The sequence below is a fragment of the Thalassobaculum sp. genome (genome assembly GCF_040219615.1).
Taxonomy (GTDB): domain Bacteria; phylum Pseudomonadota; class Alphaproteobacteria; order Thalassobaculales; family Thalassobaculaceae; genus Thalassobaculum_A.
In genome coordinates this window covers 432,208-447,489 of record NZ_JAVJSE010000041.1, presented here as the reverse complement: position 1 = coordinate 447,489, position 15,282 = coordinate 432,208, and the positions used below count along the sequence as shown (strand labels likewise).

Below are 15,282 nucleotides of genomic sequence, written 5' to 3'. Positions count from 1 at the left end.
AACGAATTGGAGACCGACCGACGATGAGCCTCGAGACACTCGACTCCAATGGTTCCCACATTGCGTCCGCCATCTCCGACGAGGTGGTGATCGAACTGAACCAGGTGAACAAGTGGTTCGGCGAGTTCCATGTCCTCAAGGACATCGACCTGACCGTCTACAAGGGCGAGCGGATCGTGATCTGCGGGCCGTCCGGCTCCGGCAAGTCGACGCTGATCCGTTGCATCAACCGCCTGGAAGAGCACCAGCAGGGCGATATCGTGGTCAACGGCGTGACCATGGACACCAACCTGAAGAACATCGATGCCATCCGGCGCGAGGTCGGAATGGTGTTCCAGAGCTTCAACCTGTTTCCGCACCTGACCGTCCTGGAGAACTGCACGCTGGCCCCGATCTGGGTGAAGAACATGCCCAAGGCCGAGGCCGAGCAGGTCGCCATGACCCTGCTGGAGCGGGTGAAGATCCCCGAGCAGGCCCTGAAGTATCCGGGCCAGCTTTCGGGCGGCCAGCAGCAGCGGGTGGCGATCGCCCGGTCGCTGGCGATGAACCCGAACGTCATGCTGTTCGACGAGCCGACCTCGGCGCTCGACCCGGAGATGATCTCCGAGGTGCTGGACGTCATGGTCGGCCTGGCCGAGAGCGGCATGACCATGCTCGTGGTCACCCACGAGATGGGCTTCGCCAAGCGGGTCGCCGACCGGGTGATCTTCATGGACCAGGGCGAGATCGTCGAGCAGAACACCCCGGGCGAGTTCTTCACGAACCCGAAGTCGGACCGGACCAAGCTGTTCCTGAGCCAGATCCTGGCGCACTAGACGGACAGTCGGAGGTCGACCGCACCGCGGGGGCGGGGGGCGGTCCGGAAGAGGCGCGCGGGCCTGGTCCTGCGCGCCTCTTTCACTTTCCGGACACGGAGTATCGGGAGATCGCCGCATGACCACGCCGGATCCGCAGCGCACCGCCGTGGTGGCCGGGGTCTCCGGGATCGTCGGCCGCGCGATCGCCGGGCGGCTCGTCGCCGGGGGCTGGCGGGTGGTCGGGCTGTCGCGGCACGCACCCGACCCGGGGATTCCCGGACTGGTCCATCGGCCGGTCGACCTGGGCGACCGGGACGCCTGCCGGGATGCCCTGGCCGCGGTCGCCGGCGACGCCAGCCACGCCGTCTATGCCGGGCGGGCGCCCGACCCGGATCCGGCTGTCGAGGCGGCCCGCAACACGGCCATGCTGGTCAACCTGGTCGAGGGCCTCGAGGCGGCCGGCGCACCGCTGGCGCATGTCCTGCTGGTGCACGGCACCAAGTGGTACGGCAGCCAGTTCGGGGCCTACAAGACTCCGGCCGAGGAGGACGATCCGCGCGCCCCGGGGGCCAACTTCTACTTCGACCAGCAGGACTGGGTGTCCGGTCGTGCGGCCGAGGCCGGTTGGACCTGGACCGCGCTGCGCCCGCACATCCTGTCCGGGTTCTCCCTCGGCTATCCGCACAACGCGGTCGGCGTGCTCGCCGCCTATGGCGCGCTGGCGAAGGCGCGCGGCCGTCCGCTGACGTTCCCCGGCACGCCCGAGGCGTTCGACTCGGTGTCGCAGATTACCGACGTGCGGCTGCTGGTCGACGCCATGCTGTGGGCGATGACGACCCCGGCGGCCGGTGGCGAGGCCTTCAACGTGATCAACGCCGACTACTTCCGCTGGCGCGACCTGTGGCCCCGGCTGGCCGCATTCTTCGGCACCGAGCCGGGCGGCGTCGCGACCGAGACCCTGGCCGACACCCATGCCGGGATGGATGCCTTGTGGTCGGGCCTGGTCGACGAGCACGGTCTGTCGGAGCCGGACCTCGGCCGGATTGTCAGCTGGTCCTACGGCGACTTCATGCTGCGGATCGGCTGGGACGACATGTCCTCGACCCTGAAGATCCGGCGCGCCGGATTCGAAGGGGTGCGCGGCAGCTGGGAGAGCTTGGCCGACGCCCTGGCCGAGTACCGGGTGCGCCGGGTCATTCCGCGACCTGGCCCGTGACCCGGCCCGTGACCTGGCCCGTGACCCGGCCCGTGATCCGGCTCAGGGCCGCGCCGTTCCCCCGTCCGGGCGGCGCAGGGCGGTGACGGTCGCCCCGGGGCCTGCCGGCGGCCCGCTTGCCCGCGCCCGGTGCCGCCCGGGCAGCGGCAGTCCGACCAGCCGCGGGTCCGACAACGTGGCGGTATGCTGCCCGACCGGGTGGAAACCGGCACGCTGATAGGCCGCCAGCGCGCGCGGGTGGTCGAGATCGCAGGTCTGGACCCGCAGGCCGCTGCAGGCGCCGGCGCTCCAGGCGAGGTCGACGACGGCGTCTAGCAGGTAGCGGCCGTAGCCGCGGCCGATGAATTCCGGCAGCAGCCCGAAATACGCGAGCTCGACCGACTCCGGGCCCTTGCGGCGGTCGACCTCGCCATAGCCGGCCGGGACACCCCCGACATGCAGTACGTAGACCTCGACCGCGGGATCGTCGATCGCCGCCAGCAGTTCGGCATCGGACATCAGCCGGCGCGCGACCCAGGTCCAGTCGGCGCCGACCCGCTCGTAGAGCCAGCGGTAGAATGCGACGGTCGGTGGCCGGGCCCGCACCAGGGCGGTCGGCAGGCCGGCCGGCGAAGGTGTCGTCGGACTGGTCGGTCGCTCGGTCATCTCGAGCGTCGTAACGACCGTCTCGACCGTCGCTGCGCCGAGTGGCGGGGAATCGTCGAATCGCCGGCTGAACACCGCCACCGGCTCCTCGACCCAGCCGAGGGCCTCGTAGAATCCGCGGACCCGCTCGTTGCTGCGCCGGATCAGCAGCTCGGCCTTCGGCACGCCCCGGTGTCGGAACCAGGACTCGGCGGCGGCGAGGGTCGCCCGGCCCATGCCTTTCGCCTGACGGTCGGGATCGACGGCGAGGTAGTACACCCAGCCGCGATGGCCGTCATAGCCGACCATGACGCTGGCGACGACGACACCCTCGTCCTCGGCGACCAGGACCTCGGCGTCGGGCGCCGAGCGGGCCGAGGCGATGTCACGATGCGGGTCGTTCCACGGGACCGTCAGGCCGCAGCGCTGCCAGAGCGCGACGACCGCCTCGACGTCGGAATCGCGAATCGGCCGGTATTCGGTCATGCAGCCGGACCGGTGTCGATCGGCGTGTCCTGGCGCCCGCCCCATTCCGACCAGGAGCCGTCGTAGACCGCGACGCCCGGGTGGCCGAGCCGATGGGCGGCGAGGGCGATCACGCAGGCGGTCACGCCGGAGCCGCACGACGAGATGATCGGCTTCGTCGGGTCGAGGCCGGCCTTGTCGAACGCCGCCCGCAGACCGTCGTTCGGCAGCACGGTCTTGGTGGCCGGGTCGAGCAGGTCGGAGATCGGCAGCGAGCGCGAGCCGGGAATGTGGCCGGACCGCATGCCGGCCCGTGGCTCCGGCTCGCTCCCGGTGAACCGGCCCGCCGAGCGGGCGTCCGCCACCTGAGAGGCCTTCGAGTCGATGTTCGCCAGCACGTCCTCGCGGCGACGGACCAGCTCGGGCCGGAAGCCGGCCGAGAACTTCGCCGGCCCGAGCTTCGCCGGACCGGACTCCAAGGTACCGCCGCCGGCAGTCCAGGCCGGCAGGCCGCCGTCCAGCACCGCGACCCGGTCGTGCCCGAACAGCCGGAACATCCACCAGGTCCGGGCGGCGCTCTGCAGCCCGTAGACGTCGTAGACCACCACGATGTCGTCATTGCCGATTCCGAGGGCGCCGACCTTCTCGGCGAAGCGCTGGGCGGATGGAATCATGTGCGGCAGCGGGTCGTCGGGATCGCAGACGTCGTCGATGTCGAACCGCACCGCCCCGGGAATGTGGCGCTCCAGGAATTCGGCGTTGCCGTCCCGCTTGGCGGTCGGCAGGTGGTAGGTGCCGTCCAGCACCTTGACCGCCGGGTCGTTCAGGTTCTCCGCCAGCCACGCGGTCGAGACCAGGCCACCGGCAACAGGGTCGCTCATGCTGCATCTCCGTCATCGAGCCATTCGGGCACCGGCAGATCCTTTTCCTTCAGGAACGCCGGGTTGAACAGCTTGGACTGGTAGCGGGTCCCGCCGTCACAGAGGATCGTCACGATGGTGTGCCCCGGGCCCAGCTTCTCGGCCAGCTTGATGGCGCCCATCACGTTGATGCCGGTGGAGCCGCCGAGGCACAGGCCCTCGTGCTTCAGCAACTCGAACACGATCGGCAGCATCTCGGCGTCGGTGACCTGGAACGGCTCGTCGACCGGCGCGCCCTCGAGGTTCCTGGTGATCCGGCCCTGGCCGATGCCCTCGGTGATCGAGCTGCCCTCGGCCTTCAGCTCGCCGTTGGCGAAGTGGCCGTAGATCGCCGAGCCCATGGGGTCGGCGAGGCCGATGACGATGTCGCGGTTGCGCTCCTTCAGGGCCATGGCGGTGCCGGCCAGGGTGCCGCCGGTGCCGACCGAGCAGATGAAGCCGTCGACCTTGCCGTCGGTCTGCTCCCAGATCTCCGGCCCGGTGGTGCGGTAGTGGCCGTCGCGGTTCGCTGTGTTGTCGAACTGGTTGGCCCAGATCGCGCCGTTCGGCTCTGTCCTGGCCAGTTCCTCGGCAATCCGCTGGGAGACGTGGACGTAGTTGCCGGGGTCGCGGTACGGCACCGCCGGCACCTGCCGGAGATCGGCGCCGCACAGCCGCAGCATGTCCTTCTTCTCCTGGCTCTGGGTCTCCGGAATCACGATCACCGTGCGGTAGCCGCGGGCGTTGCCGACCAGTGCCAAGCCGATGCCGGTGTTACCGGCGGTACCCTCGACGATAACCCCGCCCGGCCGCAGCGTGCCGCTGTTCTCGGCGTCCTGGATGATGGCCAGCGCCGCCCGGTCCTTGACCGAGCCGCCCGGGTTCAGGAACTCGGCCTTGCCGAGAATCGTGCAACCGGTGCGCTCCGAGGCCGCCCGCAGCTTTATCAGGGGCGTATCGCCGACGGTGCCGACGAAGCCGTTGCGTATGTCCATCTGAGATCTCCATCCTCGCGTCGGTTCCGCTGCTGCCGGGCCTGGATCCGGCGGCGCCGAGCGGTGCGCGGGGAGGAGCCTAGCCGGGGAGGGAGCGGCGATAAAGGGCGGAGCCGGAAGGGAGCCGTTCCGGAAACAGGGTTGTCCCCGGGCGCTCAGCGCTTCCGTTCGATTGCGATCCCGCCGGCGGCCAGGGCGGCCAGCCGCGGCGACAGAAGCCGGTAGTATGTCTTGTCGCTGCGCAGCAAGGGGCCCATCGCCTCGTAGAACACCCGGGCCTTGTCGTTCCAGGGATCGGCGGTCCAGTCGAGCTGGCCGGTGCCGCGGGCGACACAGATTCGCGCCAACTCGACCATCAGCCGCCGCCCGATGCCCAGCGAGCGCGCCTTGCGGGTCACGAAGAGGTCCTGGATGAAGATGCTGGTCTGGCAGTTGGCCAGTGCGAAGCTCTCGGTGAAGGCGAGGAAGCCGCGGGCCTGGCCGCGCTCAAGGGCCATCAGGATCTCGATCGAGGGCGGCTCGGCGAACGCCTTCTCGGCGATCACATGGGCCATGTAGGAGCGCTGGTAGCGGACCGGCAGGCCGTAGAATGCGAGGAGTTCCTGCGAGAGCAGGGCGAGCGCTTCGGCGTCGGCCGGGGTGGCGTGACGTACCTCGACCGCAGGCGCGACACCCGCGGCGGCATCATCCTCTACCGCCATGTGTTAAGTATCCGCCCCAGCCCACCAGAACATGGGGTCGACCATGGCCGTGCGCACCGAGAGTGTCAACTTCACCGGGGCATTGGGGGACCGGCTTGCCGCCCGGCTCGACCGGCCGATCGGCCCGATCCGCGGATTTGCCCTGTTCGCCCATTGTTTCACCTGCTCGAAGGACCTGGCGGCGGCCCGGCGGATCGCCGCGGGACTGGCCGAACGGGACATCGCGGTCCTGCGATTCGACTTCACCGGCCTCGGGCACAGCGACGGCGAGTTCGCCAATACCAGCTTCGTCTCGAACGTCGACGACCTGGTGGCGGCGGCCGACTGGATGCGCGGCCAGGGACAGGCGCCGACCGTTCTGGTCGGTCATTCGCTCGGCGGTGCGGCGGTGCTGGCCGCTGCCGAACGCATCCCGGAGGTCAGGGGCGTCGCCACCATCGGGGCCCCGGCCGATCCCGGGCATGTGGTGCACAACTTCGCGGACCGGGTCGCCGACATCGAGCGCGACGGCGAGGCCGAGGTCGAACTCGCCGGCCGGCGCTTCCGGGTTCGCAAGGCGTTCCTCGACGCCCTGAAGGACCATCGCCTGGAGGAAAGCGTCGGTCGGCTGCGGCGTGACCTGCTGATCTTCCACGCGCCGCTCGACCAGACGGTTGGCATCGACAATGCGACCCGGCTGTTCGTCGCCGCGAAGCACCCGAAGAGCTTCGTGTCGCTGGACCGCGCGGACCACCTGCTGACGCGGCCCGAGGATGCCGCCTACGTGGCGGCCGTGCTGTCCGGCTGGGCCGAGCGGTTCCTGCCGGTTCGACCCCCGGCCGAGGCCGAGGCCGCCGAGGGCGAGGTCGCGGTGATCGATGCCGGCGAGGGGCTGTTCCCGCAGTGGGTGGCGGCCGGCGGCCACCGGCTGCGCGCCGACGAGCCCGCACGGGCCGGCGGTACCGACAGCGGGCCGGCGCCCTACGACCTGCTGCTGGCGGCGCTCGGTTCCTGCACCAATATGACCTTGAAGATGTATGCCGGCCGCAAGGGCTGGCGGATCGACCGGCTGGCGACCCGACTGCGGCACGATCGGGTGCACGCCGAGGACTGCGCGGACTGCGACACCAGGGAGGGCATGGTGGACCGGATCGAACGCCACATCGCGATCGAGGGTCCGCTGGATGCCGAGCAGCGCGCGAAGCTGCTCGAGATCGCCGACAAATGCCCGGTGCACCGTACCCTGCACGGCCCGATCTCGATCGTCACCCGGGCCGGGTAGGGGCGGGGGCGGTGCCGACTCTGCATCTGCTGCGCCACGCCAAGTCGAGCTGGGACGACCTGCGCATGCGCGACCATGATCGTCCCCTGACCGGGCGCGGCGAACGGGCGGCCTCGGCGATGGCGGCCTGGCTGCGGCAGAACAAGGTCATGCCCGACCTGGTGCTGTGCTCCAGCGCCCGGCGGACGGTCGACACTCTGGCGGCGATCCGCAGCGGGCTGCCCGACCCCCTGGAGGTCTTGACCAGCCGAGAGCTCTACGAGGTCGGCGCCGCCTCCCTCCTCGGCCGGCTCCACCGGGTTCCGGACGATGTCGGCGTGCTGCTGCTGATCGGGCACAACCCCGGGCTGGAGGACCTGGCGACGGCGCTGGCCGGCCCCGGCAGCGCGCCCCCGGCGTGCAAGGCGCTCGGCCGGAAGTTCTCGACCGGGGCCCTGGCGACTCTCGAGTTCGACGGCTCCTGGTCCGGCCTGGGTGCCGGGACGGCCCGGCTCACCCGGTTCATCACGCCGAAGGATCTGGTGTAGGGTCGCACGCTCGTTTCCGTCACATAGCGAGGGAGAGAGCGATGACCGACTGGCTGGAGCGGGTCTACACCGCCGGCAACGACACCGCGAAGCTCGCCGAGGTCTACGATGCCTGGGCCGACGAGTACGACGACAGCGTGGGACAGGTCGGCTACACCAACCCGGCCGTGGTCACGGCCCTGTTCGCCCGGCTGATGCCGGATGTCGCGGCGCCGGTGCTCGATGCCGGCTGCGGCACCGGTCTGATCGGCCACATGCTGGGCCTGGTCGGCTACCGCGACGTCACGGGAATCGACCTGTCGCCCGGCATGCTGAAGCGCGCCGCGGCGCGCGGCTGCTACAGGGCGCTGTCGACCGCCGTGCTCGGCGAGCCCCTGTCGTTTCCGGATGCCGCCTTTGCCGGAGTCGTGGCGTCGGGCGTGTTCACGGTCGGCCATGCCCCGGCGTCGGCTTTCGGGGAGATTGCCCGGGTGATGCGGCCCGGCGGTGTCTTCGTGGTGTCGATCACCGACCCGGTCTACGAGGCCGGCGGGTTCAAGGCCGCGATCGACAAGCTGGCCGCCGGCGGCACCTGGGAGCGGGCCGCCGAGAGCGGCTCCTACCTGCCGCTGCCGGGGGCCGACGACAGCCACCGGCATCCCGGACGGGTCTACGCGATGCGCCGGCGGTAGCGCCGGTCCGAGGCGGGCCGAACGAAAAAGGCCGCGGACCGGATGGCCGCGACCTTGCGGAGAATGGCTCCCGGGGAGGGATTCGAACCCCCGACCAAGCGGTTAACAGCCGCTCGCTCTACCACTGAGCTACCCGGGACCAGTAAGGCGGCCTCTATAGCGCCGCCCGTGGCTCTCGCGCAACCGCGAATGTCATCGCGCGGTCACGCTTTCATACTCGCTGGAGGCCCCGACCGGAATCGAACCGATGTACAAGGATTTGCAGTCCTCTGCATAACCACTCTGCCACGGGGCCGTCGCCGAGCGAGCCGACCTCTTAGCCGAAGCGCCCCCCGCGGGGCAAGGGGAGATGCGGCATTCCGTCGTTCGATCGGCGCGGATTCGCCTGCGCGAGGGCGACCGACCGTCCGGCCGGGCGGTCCCAAGGCCACCGGCCGGGGCCGCGGACAGCCGGCGCCGGCGGAGAAATCGCTGTCGCGCCAATTGTGTCGAAGGAGCGCAATGCCTATAAAACCCGGGCGGGCCGGATCGCCAGGGCCCTGTATCTTGCCGAGGGAAGCGATGGACTACGCCCTTGCCCGTCTCAACATGGTCGAAAGCCAGATCCGCACCAACAAGGTGACGGATCCGGAAGTGGTCGGCGCCTTCGAGAGCGTCCCTCGGGAACTGTTCGTCCCGAAGGGCAAGCGCGGGATCGCCTATGCGGACGAAGCGCTTGAAATCGGATCCGGGCGCTACATGCTCGAGCCGATGGTGCTGGCGCGGCTGCTGCAGGCGGCGATGCCGGGGCCGTCGGATGTCGCGCTCGACGTGGCCTGCGGTACCGGCTACGCGACGGCGCTGCTGTCCCGGATGGTGTCGACCGTGGTCGGCGTCGACGACATCGACCAACTGGTCGAGCAGGGCAACGGGCTGCTGTCCGGCCTGGAGATCGACAATGCCGCCCTGGTGGCGGGCCCGCTGGCCGCCGGCTATCAGAAGCAGGCGCCCTACAACGTCATCCTGGTGAACGGCGCCGTCGAAGAACTGCCGGACGATCTGTTCGCGCAGCTCGCGGACGGCGGGCGGCTGGTCACCGTCGAGGGCGGAACCCCGGTCGGTCCCGGCCTGGCCGTGCTCTACGAAAAGCTGGCGGGTCGGGTCGGCCGTCGTATCCTGTTCGACGCCGGCACGCCGATGCTGGCGGGGTTCCGGCGCCAGCCCGGCTTCGTATTCTGATCCGCCCGGCCTCCTCCATGCATGTGACGAAGGGTTCTCCCGTCATGCCGATGAAACCGCGCTCCCTTGTCCTCGCCGCCCTGCTGGCCGGCTGGCTGTCCGGCACGGGCCTCGTCCCGGCGCAGGCGATGACGCTGGAAGAGGCCCTGGCCCTCACCTACGAGACCAATCCCGGCCTGCTGGCGGCGCGCGCGCAGTTGCGGGCGGTCGACGAGAACGTCTCGGCGGCGCGCTCGGCATGGCGTCCCAACGTGTCCTCGTCGCTGACGGTCGGTGTGAACGACCTCGAGACCAAGTCCGGCGGGACGACGACCGAGGGTAGCAGTGTCCCGCGGACCGCTACGCTCTCGCTCACCCAGGCCCTGTATTCCGGCGGCGCCTTCGATGCCGCGATCGCCGGAGCGGAGGCGGACGTTCAGACGCAGCGCGCCAACCTGTTCAGCAGCGAGCAGGATACCCTGCTGCAGGCGGTGACGGCCTATGTGAACGTGATCCGCGCGGAAGCCACGCTGGATCTGCAGGTCAACAATCTGAGCCGGCTGCAGAAGCAGCTCGAGGCGACCCGCGACCGGTTCCGGGTGGGCGAGGTGACCCGCACCGACGTCGCGCAGGCAGAGGCCCGCGTGTCGCGCGCCAAGTCCGACCGCACCCAGGCCGAGGGCGACCTGATCACCGCCCGTGTCCAGTTCGAGCGGATCGTCGGCCAGGTGCCAGACAGCGTGCAGGCCCCGGGCACCCCGTCCGGCCTGCCGACCGGGCGCGAGGAGGCCGTCGACATCGCGGTCCGTGAGAACTTCTCCCTGGTTCAGGCGAAGTTTACGGAGCTGTCGTCCCGCCACGCGGTCGACCAGGCCGAGGCGGGCCTGATCCCGACCCTGGACCTTGTCGCGCAGGCGCAGAAGACCTACGACACCTCCGGTGGCGACAACGAGGTCACCGACCTGAGCGCCGAGCTGCAGTTGACCATCCCGATCTATCAGCAGGGCGCGGAGTATTCCAGCATCCGGCGGGCCAAGGAGACCGCCAACCGGTCGCGACTGCTGGTCGACGACACCCGCCGGACCGTCGTCGATTCGGCAGCCAGCGCCTTCGAGTCGTATCAGACGTCGCTGGCGCGGATCGATTCGCTGAAGGACGAGGTCAAGTCGTCCGAGATCGCGCTCGAGGGCGTGCAGCAGGAAGCCACGGTCGGCGCCCGGACGGTGCTGGACGTGCTCGACGCCGAGCAGGAACTGCTCGACGGTCAGGTTGCACTGGTCCAGGCGCAGCGCGATGCGACGGTGGCCAGTTACCAGCTGCTGCAGGCGCTCGGCCGCCTGACGGCCCAGGATCTGGGCCTGCCGGTCGAGATCTACGACTACGACTCTCACTATGTCGAGGTGTCCGGCAAGCTCTGGGGGACTACGCCCCCGGGCCGGATGCCGGGCAATTGACATACCTGACGACTACTTGCTGGCCTGACAGGGGCTTGTCGGGTAATCTTCAGACTCGGAATCGGCCGTTCCGGGCGAGTCGTCGGGGCATTCGAGCATGACTGATACCGCGCAAGAACCCTCCATGGAGGAGATCCTGGCGTCTATTCGCCGGATCATTTCCGAGGATGGCGACGAGCCGGAAGAGGAAGCGGCGGCTCCGGAAGCGGAGCCGGAGCCCGAACCTGAGCCGGAACCCGAGCCCGAGCCGGAACCCGAGCCTGAACCCGAGCCCGAGTTCGAGGACGAGGAAGAAGAGGAGGAGGAGGAGGAGGACGTCCTCGACCTCTCCGATATGGAGGACGAGGAGGAGGACGAGGACGAGGAGGTCGAGCCGCTGTTCGACGAACAGCGCTACAAGCAAGGCCAGCCGGAGCCTGAACCGGCGCCCTACGTTCCGCCGCCCGCCGCGCCGCCCGCCGCACCTTCTGCCTACGCGCCTCCGCCGGCTCCGCCGCCGCGTCCGGCACCGACCCCCGAGGGCCTGGTCTCGCCGCCGCAGGCCCAGGAGACGGTGCACTCCTTCGCCGAGCTCCAGGCCAAGCTCAACGAGGACTACCAGGAGCTGCCGCTCGGCAACGGCGCCGTCACCCTCGAGCGGCTGACGCGCGAGCTGATGCGGCCGATGCTGAAGGACTGGCTCGACCAGCACCTGCCGTCGATGGTCGAGCGCCTGGTGCGCGAGGAGATCGAGCGCCTGGTCATGCTGTCGCAGCGTCGCGACCGCTGGTGAGGCCCGCTACCATCCGCCTGTAGCGTTTCCGGCCGTCATGTCCTAAACAACCCAGCCGCTCGCGTGCCGTCACCGGCCGCGCGGGCGGAGTCGTTTCCGGGTTCGAGGACGTGGCGTCATGCTGGAGAAGACCTATTCCCCCGCCGAGGTCGAGGCGAAGCTCTACGAGCGCTGGGAGGAGTCCGGCGCGTTCGCCTGCGACGTAGCGTCCAACGCCACCCCCTATACCATCATGATGCCGCCGCCGAACGTCACCGGCAGCCTGCACATGGGGCACGCCCTGACCTTCACGGTCCAGGACATCCTGGTGCGCTACAACCGGATGACCGGCCGGGACGCGCTGTGGCAGCCGGGCACCGACCATGCCGGCATCGCCACCCAGATGGTGGTCGAGCGCAACCTGGCCGCCGAGGGCGTCGACCGGCGCGACCTGGGCCGCGAGGCCTTCGTCGACAAGGTCTGGCAGTGGAAGGCGGAGTCCGGCGGCACCATCGTCAACCAGTTGCGCCGGCTCGGCGCCAGCCCGGACTGGGCGCGCGAGCGCTTCACCATGGACGACGGTCTGTCGGCCGCGGTCCGCAAGGTGTTCGTGCAGCTTCACAAGGAAGGCCTGATCTACCGCGACAAGCGGCTGGTGAACTGGGACCCGAAGTTCCAGTCGGCGATCTCCGACCTGGAGGTCGAGTCCAAGGAGATCGACGGCAATCTCTGGCACTTCCGCTATCCGGTCGAAGGCGAGGACGGCCGCTTCATCGTGGTGGCCACCACCCGCCCGGAGACCATGCTCGGCGATACCGGCGTGGCCGTGCACCCCGACGACGAGCGCTACGCCGACCTGGTGGGCAAGTACGCGATCCTGCCGCTGGTCGGACGCCGGATCCCGATCGTGGCCGACGCCTATGCCGATCCGGAGCAGGGATCGGGTGCGGTGAAGATGACGCCGGCCCACGATTTCAACGACTTCGAGGTCGGCAAGCGCTGCGGCCTCGAGGTCATCAACATCCTGGACGCCCATGCCCGGCTGAACGACAACGTGCCCGAGGCGTATCGCGGCCTCGACCGGTTCGAGGCCCGCAAGCGCGTGGTCGCCGACCTGGAGGCGCTCGACCTGGTCGAGAAGATCGAGCCGCACCGCCATGCGGTGCCGCACGGCGACCGCTCCGGCGTGCCGCTGGAGCCGTGGCTGACCGACCAGTGGTATGCCGACGCCGCGACCCTGGCGAAGCCGGCGATCGAGGCGGTCGAGACCGGCAAGACCGTGTTCGTCCCGAAGAACTGGGAGAAGACCTACTTCGAGTGGATGCGCAACATCCAGCCCTGGTGCATCTCGCGACAGCTCTGGTGGGGCCACCAGATCCCGGCCTGGTACGGGCCGGACGGCACGGTGTTCGTCGAGGAGACCGAGGAGGCGGCGGCGGCCGCCGCCGAGGCGCACTACGGCAAGGCGGTCGACCTCAGGCGCGACGAGGACGTGCTCGATACCTGGTTCTCGTCGGCACTGTGGCCGTTCTCGACCCTCGGCTGGCCGGAGCAGACCCCGGAGCTGGCGCGCTACTACCCCGGCGACGTGCTGGTGACCGGCTTCGACATCATCTTCTTCTGGGTCGCCCGGATGATGATGATGGGCCTGCACTTCATGAAGGACGTGCCGTTCCGCACGGTCTACATCCACGCCCTGGTCCGCGACGCCAAGGGCCAGAAGATGTCGAAGTCGAAGAACAACGTCATCGACCCGCTCGACCTGATCGGCCGCTACGGCACCGATGCGCTGCGCTTCACCCTGGCGGCGATGGCGGCCCAGGGCCGCGACATCAAGCTGGCCGAGGGCCGGGTCGAGGGCTACCGCAACTTCGCGACCAAGATCTGGAACGCCGCCCGGTTCTGCCAGATGAACGGATGCGCCGCCGATCCGGCCTTCGAGCCGGCGGCCTGCACCGAGACGGTGAACCGCTGGATCGTCGGCGAGGTCCGCAAGACCAGCGTGGCGGTGGGCGAGGCGATCGAGGCCTACAAGTTCAACGAGGCGGCGGCGGCGCTCTACCAGTTCTTCTGGGGCAGCTTCTGCGACTGGTACCTGGAATTCACCAAGCCGATCCTGCAGACCCCGGAGGGCGAACCGGAGCACCCGGCGGCGGCCGAGACCCGGGCCGCCACCGCCTGGGCCTTGAACCGGGCGTTGCACCTGCTGCACCCGATCATGCCCTACATCACCGAGGAGCTGTGGGCGAGCTTCGGCGAGGAGGCCGACACCCTGCTGCTCCGCCGGCCCTGGCCGGACCTGCCGGCGACCCTGGTCGACCCCGCGGTCGACGCCGAGATGGACTGGCTGGTGCGGCTGATCTCCGAGGTCCGGTCGATCCGCAGCGAGATGAACGTGCCGCCGTCGGCGCAGATCCCGCTGGTCCTGACCGGCGCGTCCGACGGGACCCGGGACCGGATCGGGCGCTACCGCGACCTGATCCTGCGTCTGGCGCGGCTGTCGGACGTCGGTACCGGAGCTTCGGCGCCGGCCGGCGCCGTGCAGGGCGTGCTGGACGAGGCAACCCTGCTGCTGCCGATCGCCGACGTGATCGACGTCGCCCAGGAGCGGGCCCGGCTGGCCAAGGACATCGCCAAGGCCGACGGCGAGATCGCCAAGATCGACAAGAAGCTGTCGAACGAGGCGTTCATGGCCAAGGCGCCGGAGGAAGTGGTGGAGGAGAACCGCGAGCGCCGGGCCGAGGAGCAGCAGAAGCGCGACAAGCTGGCGGCCGCCCTGGCGCGCCTCAACGAGGCCGGCTGACGGTCTCCGCGCGGCGCTGGCGCAGCCGGGCGGCCACCACCAGCAGCGTTCCGGCGACCACCCCGAGGGCGAGCAGTGCGGTTTCCGTGGTGAGTCGGGAGACGTCGATCAGGCCGGCGGCGAATGCCGCCTGTTCCAGCCCCATGCCGATCAGCGGCAGCAGGGATGCCGCCGCCATGTAGTTCTGGGCGCCGACCAGCCGGGTCGAGCGGAACGACAGGACCATCGACGGCGCCCGGAACGCGATTCCGACCAGTATCCCGGCGGCCAGCAGCCGCCAGTCCCAAATTTCGGCCGTGCCGCCCTGTGCCAGCCTGACGGCCAGGAACAGGCCGGCTGTGACCAGCAGCACCGCACCGGTGAAGCGCAGCCTGACCCCCGGCGCGTCGGAGACGTTGTCCGGGTGACGCTCGGCCAGCAGCGTCGATGCCACCAGGCAGATCTCGTTGACGACCATCAGCGCGACCGCCGGATGCCGGACCCCGCCCTCCAGGCCGCCGACCAGCGGCAGGATCGCCAGCAGGATCACCGCCTGTCCGAGCCATTCGCCCGGCGCCGGGCGGCGCCCGAACGCGCCCCAGACCGCCAGCGCCACCAGCGGCGTGGCGACCGCCCCCAGGATCCCGGCCTCCAGCACGCTGACCCAGACCAGCACCGCCGTGTAGCAGGCCGCGGAGATCACCCGGAGCACGCCGAGCACCCAGGTGGCCGGTCGCCGCAGGCTCGACAGGTCGATCCGTCCGCGGCCGCCCAGCGCGATCAGCACCGCGCCGCCGGCACAGAGCTGGACGAAGCTGAAGGCCCAGGGATCGAGGCCGAACCGCAGCAGCAGGATCCGGCTGGCGGCGATCACCGCAGCCCATGACAGGATCGCGCCGGCGGTGACCAGAACGGGGGTGCGCATCGCAAGACTCCGCCACT

14 protein-coding genes and 2 tRNA genes are annotated in these 15,282 nt (G+C 69.9%); 9 read left to right on the top strand and 7 right to left on the bottom strand.

Features of this window, described 5'->3' with window-relative positions; all coding sequences use genetic code 11:
• Window positions 1–23: 23 nt before the first annotated feature.
• Together RIC31_RS25085 and RIC31_RS25080 are read left to right on the top strand one after the other, a co-directional pair.
• Window positions 24–815: an amino acid ABC transporter ATP-binding protein gene (locus RIC31_RS25085; RefSeq protein WP_350114722.1), complete on the top strand. Its 792-nt coding sequence runs from the start codon at window positions 24–26 to the stop codon at window positions 813–815.
• 118 nt (window positions 816–933) lie between these two features.
• On the top strand, window positions 934–2,013 hold the full coding sequence (locus tag RIC31_RS25080; RefSeq protein WP_350114719.1) for an SDR family oxidoreductase: 1,080 nt from the start codon (window positions 934–936) through the stop codon (window positions 2,011–2,013).
• Window positions 2,014–2,055: 42 nt separating this feature from the next.
• Here RIC31_RS25080 and RIC31_RS25075 read toward each other — a convergent pair whose 3' ends face one another.
• From RIC31_RS25075 to RIC31_RS25060, 4 genes are all read right to left on the bottom strand, one after another.
• Window positions 2,056–3,123: a GNAT family acetyltransferase gene (locus tag RIC31_RS25075; RefSeq protein WP_350114716.1), complete on the bottom strand. Its 1,068-nt coding sequence runs from the start codon at window positions 3,121–3,123 to the stop codon at window positions 2,056–2,058.
• Window positions 3,120–3,983: a 3-mercaptopyruvate sulfurtransferase gene (sseA, locus tag RIC31_RS25070; protein ID WP_350114713.1), complete on the bottom strand. Its 864-nt coding sequence runs from the start codon at window positions 3,981–3,983 to the stop codon at window positions 3,120–3,122. The genes RIC31_RS25075 and sseA overlap by 4 nt, the downstream gene beginning before the upstream one ends.
• Window positions 3,980–4,996 (bottom strand): cysteine synthase A, encoded by a 1,017-nt coding sequence (locus tag RIC31_RS25065; protein WP_350114710.1) that lies wholly within the window; start codon window positions 4,994–4,996, stop codon window positions 3,980–3,982. Before RIC31_RS25065 ends, sseA begins: the two co-directional genes overlap by 4 nt.
• Before the next feature lie 155 nt (window positions 4,997–5,151).
• Complete coding sequence (locus tag RIC31_RS25060; protein WP_350114707.1) at window positions 5,152–5,697, bottom strand: GNAT family N-acetyltransferase; 546 nt, start codon at window positions 5,695–5,697, stop codon at window positions 5,152–5,154.
• A gap of 43 nt (window positions 5,698–5,740) precedes the next feature.
• Here RIC31_RS25060 and RIC31_RS25055 point away from each other — a divergent pair, with 43 nt between their 5' ends.
• The 3 genes from RIC31_RS25055 to RIC31_RS25045 are packed head-to-tail and all read left to right on the top strand — an operon-like array spanning window position 5,741 to window position 8,156.
• Window positions 5,741–6,958, top strand: coding sequence for a bifunctional alpha/beta hydrolase/OsmC family protein (locus RIC31_RS25055; RefSeq protein ID WP_350114704.1), 1,218 nt, complete (start codon window positions 5,741–5,743; stop codon window positions 6,956–6,958).
• 11 nt (window positions 6,959–6,969) lie between these two features.
• Entirely contained in the window at window positions 6,970–7,485 is a 516-nt protein-coding gene (locus RIC31_RS25050) for a SixA phosphatase family protein (protein WP_350114701.1), read from the top strand.
• A gap of 41 nt (window positions 7,486–7,526) precedes the next feature.
• Complete coding sequence (locus tag RIC31_RS25045; RefSeq protein WP_350114698.1) at window positions 7,527–8,156, top strand: class I SAM-dependent DNA methyltransferase; 630 nt, start codon at window positions 7,527–7,529, stop codon at window positions 8,154–8,156.
• Window positions 8,157–8,220: 64 nt separating this feature from the next.
• On the opposite strand, the gene RIC31_RS25040 is transcribed toward RIC31_RS25045, so the two are convergent.
• Both RIC31_RS25040 and RIC31_RS25035 read right to left on the bottom strand, forming a co-directional pair.
• Window positions 8,221–8,295: transfer RNA gene (locus RIC31_RS25040), tRNA-Asn, on the bottom strand.
• 82 nt (window positions 8,296–8,377) lie between these two features.
• A tRNA-Cys gene (locus RIC31_RS25035) sits at window positions 8,378–8,451 on the bottom strand.
• A 266-nt stretch (window positions 8,452–8,717) separates the two neighbouring features.
• Here RIC31_RS25035 and RIC31_RS25030 point away from each other — a divergent pair.
• The 4 genes from RIC31_RS25030 (at window position 8,718) to RIC31_RS25015 (ending at window position 14,361) form a co-directional block, all read left to right on the top strand.
• Window positions 8,718–9,374, top strand: a complete 657-nt coding sequence (locus RIC31_RS25030; protein ID WP_350114695.1) for a protein-L-isoaspartate O-methyltransferase family protein — start codon at window positions 8,718–8,720, stop codon at window positions 9,372–9,374.
• A 44-nt stretch (window positions 9,375–9,418) separates the two neighbouring features.
• Window positions 9,419–10,807: a TolC family outer membrane protein gene (locus RIC31_RS25025; protein WP_350114692.1), complete on the top strand. Its 1,389-nt coding sequence runs from the start codon at window positions 9,419–9,421 to the stop codon at window positions 10,805–10,807.
• A 124-nt stretch (window positions 10,808–10,931) separates the two neighbouring features.
• Window positions 10,932–11,579: a DUF2497 domain-containing protein gene (locus RIC31_RS25020; protein WP_350114689.1), complete on the top strand. Its 648-nt coding sequence runs from the start codon at window positions 10,932–10,934 to the stop codon at window positions 11,577–11,579.
• A 118-nt stretch (window positions 11,580–11,697) separates the two neighbouring features.
• A complete protein-coding gene (locus RIC31_RS25015; RefSeq protein WP_350114684.1) occupies window positions 11,698–14,361 on the top strand; it encodes a valine--tRNA ligase in 2,664 nt (887 codons plus the stop codon).
• Here the strand turns inward: RIC31_RS25015 and RIC31_RS25010 are convergent.
• Complete coding sequence (locus RIC31_RS25010; RefSeq protein WP_350114681.1) at window positions 14,345–15,265, bottom strand: EamA family transporter; 921 nt, start codon at window positions 15,263–15,265, stop codon at window positions 14,345–14,347. The two genes, RIC31_RS25015 and RIC31_RS25010, sit on opposite strands and share 17 nt — an antisense overlap.
• Window positions 15,266–15,282 lie beyond the last annotated feature (17 nt).